We start from the raw sequence: 3,246 nt of genomic DNA, 5'->3' as shown, positions 1-3,246 counted from the left end.
TTGGGGGTCCGGCGCCGGATAAGGCCCCTGCGGGGGGGGGGGGGGGGCCCTTTTCACACTCCCGGACGCGCCGCTCGGCCCGCGCGCCGCGGGATCAGGGGACGAACACCTCGGTGGTCGATGGCACGCTCGGACGGTCGGTCCGCACGGTGAGCGAGACCCGGCCCGGACCGGTGGGCACGTGCACGTACACCGGGTACATGGAGGTGTTGCCCGCGGGCACGAACCGGCTGACCGATCCGGTCTGGCCGGTGTCGAGGTTGTGCCAGTCCACGATGGCCGTCACATCGCAGGCCAGCAGGGTGGGCGCGAAGTTGCCCAACGGCGAGAAGCCCTGCGTGAGACGCAGCTCGATCGAATGAGTGGTGCCGGGGAAGGTGCTGTAGTGCTCGAGCGGACCGTCGTAGGAGACGCCCGCGGCGTTCAGCATGCCCACACAGACGCCGTTGCCCAGCGTGAACGTGGGCGCCGGTCGCACGTCCCGCATGTCGCAGGTGCGCGGGCCCACATTGGACCAGCCGAGCTGACAGGGGTCCTGCGCCTGCGCCGCTCCCGGGGCCGCGAGGGCCATCGCCGCCCCGATGATTCCCACCGCTGCTGTCGAGGTCGAACCTTTCATCATCGTCATGCAGAGATGATCGTCCACCGACGGCTGTTCATTACTTCATCAAACTTACCGTGTCGCACACACATTCGCCGTATGCGGACATTTCGCCCTTGACGTCGCGCCGGCGGCAGGCCGCTGCACCGACGTCGCGCACACAGGAGCCGAATCCCACGCATACCCCCCTTCGGCCGTTCATAATCCTGTCGTCCGTGTGCGGCGATCGCAGCGGATGCGAGGTGATCGCCCGGGCACGGTTGAGAGGTGAGTGACTCACAGGTGGGGAACGATACGGAGCGGCGAGCGGCGGCACGGAAAGCCGACGGCCGCTACAGGACGGGCGCGAAACAGGCCCGCGGCGTGGTGGTCGGCGAGGGCAACACGCAGATCAACAACCATTTCGACGAAAGCCGACGGTCGAACCGATGGGGGTCGCTGATATTCGCGGCACTCGCGCTCCTGGTCGCGAGCGGCGCGGTGATGTGGTTACAACTGCGTGGCGACGACGATCCCGCGAGTCCCACCGGCGAAGCCGTTTCCACGAGCCGACCCGGCCCGGCCGCCGGCGACACTCCCGCCACACCGTCCTCGACATGGTACGACCTGGCGGCCCTGCGACCGATCGCGAAGAACCTCGGCTTCTTCCTCGTCGACCCGGTCCGCATCGGCACCGAGACGTTTCCGGCGAGCATCGTCGGTACCCAGCCGTCGAACGTCGCGGGCCCGATGAACAAGGGGACCTGGCCCCTCGGTGGTCAGTGCTCGGAATTCAGCGTCTCGATCGGAAAGCGCATGGATTCCGCCGGTGCGGGCACCGGACGATTCGTCGTCACGGGTGACGACCGCGAGCTCTTCTCCGCCGAACTCGGACCGAACGACCCGGCCATGCCCGTCACGATCGATGTCACCGGGGTGCTGCGATTGACCCTGCTGGACGTTCGGCAGTCGGCGGATGCCGAGAACGCCTGGGGGCGGCCCCGTGTGCTGTGCACGTCCGCGCCCGCCCCGCCACGCTGAGCACCGAACGACCTCTGTCGCGGCCACGGCGCCTTGCCGCTCGCCTCAGTGGAAATTGTTCTCCTGGCGGTTGCCGTCGCCGACCTGCAGTCCTCTGACGTCTTCGGCGTTCACCATGAACTTCGATCCCGGAGTGGCCGATGGGGAGGCGGTATGGCCGCCGCTACCGACGGTCTCCACCCCCGATCGGGCAGGTTCGGTGACCCGCGATGCCCGGACGGCCGGTGCGGGACCGGAAATCTCCGGCACGGTCCCACGATCGGCGGACCCCGCGGCGCTGAAGTCGAGACCGCGCCCCTCGGCGAAGCGGGCCACGGCCCGCGCGGCGAGGCGCAGGAACCATGGCTTGTCGATCTCCCTGGTGGAGGTGCGGCCGAGGAACAGCAGGGCGCACGCCGCCAGGGACAGACAGGCCTGCTCACGCCACACCGATCCCAGCCCCGAGTCCTCCACCCAGTCCGACGCCGCGACATCGACCCGGCGGATCAGGGCGGCGAGCCACCCGGGCACCAGGTGGGCGGGACCCGCCACAGGATCGATCAGCAGCTCGATCAGAGCAGACTGCTCGGACGGCGTCGACACCGCTTCCATCACGCTGGCCACGATGTAGAGCACCAGATGCGCGGGGTCGCGGGTCAACGGCCCCTTGCTCTCGTACAACGCGGTATCGATCAGGTAGAACTCGTCGACATCCACGCTCGGGCGGACCCTGATCAACGCGTTGTCGGTGTGCAGATCACCGTGGCAGCGGCCGATCACTGGAGAGACCACAGCGGCATCGAACAGCTTTCCCGCCGCCACCGCGAAGGGATTGGGCAGCGGTCGCGGCTCACCTTCCAGTTCCAGGCTCTCGCCCTGGTGACGATCCGCCCAGCCGGCCAGCCGACCGCCGGGAGCCAACTGGTCGGACAGATGCCGGCGGAAGAAGGTGGCGAGATCCCACTTCTCCCCCGCCGGGAGGAACGGCCGATTGGCCCAGCCGCCGAGGACGCCGCTGACGATCGCGCCGCATGCCTCGGCGAACATCTCCGGGCTGCACGTCACGGGGCGCGCCGAGAGGGGCTCAACGGCTTCGGTGAGTCCGAGCATGCGCCGCAGGAGCACGGTCAGCACTTCGGTGTTCTCCAGCGCCTTCCCCGCGACGCGCTGAAAGGTGATCCACTGCTGTCCTGGTACGGGCACGGCGTCGTGGACGAATTCGCTCAGATGCCTCGCGGCGAAATCCGGCGCCTGGACTTCGGCCGTTCGGTGCCGCGCGTACTCCAGATTCGGCGGGGCACTGTCGCGGGCGGAAAGCACCTTCATCACGAGCACGGTGGTGGCGTCGGTGCGCAGCTCGGTCTCGCGAACGACGGCGACCGGCTGCTTGCTGCGTCCGTTCACGAGCCATCGATCGAGTTCGTAGTGCCTGCCGTGGATTTCGGCCCACTCGGCGAGCACAGCGGCCACAGTGGGGTCGAGTCCGCGATACAACTCCGTCATGGTGCGTCCGTTCGTGCGGTCGGCGATCGAGAACCCCGGCGCGAGAACGGCGCGACCCGCACTCGACCGAACCCCGCCTCGACCGCGCCACGGGGCCGCAAAGCGCATGTCCGCCCCCGTAGAATAAAAAAAAAAGAACCACC

Annotated in this window: 3 protein-coding genes; 1 reads left to right on the top strand and 2 read right to left on the bottom strand. The window is 68.4% G+C overall.

Annotated features, from left to right (window positions below; genetic code table 11):
- Positions 1 to 94 precede the first annotated feature (94 nt).
- A complete protein-coding gene (locus QH283_RS22940) occupies positions 95 to 628 on the bottom strand; it encodes a hypothetical protein (protein WP_280505017.1) in 534 nt (177 codons plus the stop codon).
- A 336-nt stretch (positions 629 to 964) separates the two neighbouring features.
- Here QH283_RS22940 and QH283_RS22935 point away from each other — a divergent pair, with 336 nt between their 5' ends.
- The gene (locus tag QH283_RS22935) at positions 965 to 1,621 is read left to right on the top strand and encodes an NPCBM/NEW2 domain-containing protein (RefSeq protein ID WP_280505016.1); all 657 of its coding nucleotides are present in this window, start codon (positions 965 to 967) and stop codon (positions 1,619 to 1,621) included.
- Positions 1,622 to 1,666: 45 nt separating this feature from the next.
- Here QH283_RS22935 and QH283_RS22930 read toward each other — a convergent pair whose 3' ends face one another.
- A complete protein-coding gene (locus tag QH283_RS22930; protein ID WP_280505015.1) occupies positions 1,667 to 3,103 on the bottom strand; it encodes a hypothetical protein in 1,437 nt (478 codons plus the stop codon).
- Positions 3,104 to 3,246 lie beyond the last annotated feature (143 nt).

Origin of the sequence: Nocardia farcinica, from assembly GCF_029867845.1 — a bacterium.
Taxonomy (GTDB): Bacteria; Actinomycetota; Actinomycetes; order Mycobacteriales; family Mycobacteriaceae; genus Nocardia; species Nocardia farcinica_A.
Note: the sequence above shows the minus strand (reverse complement) of the source record. Positions and strands in the feature narration are given on the sequence as shown.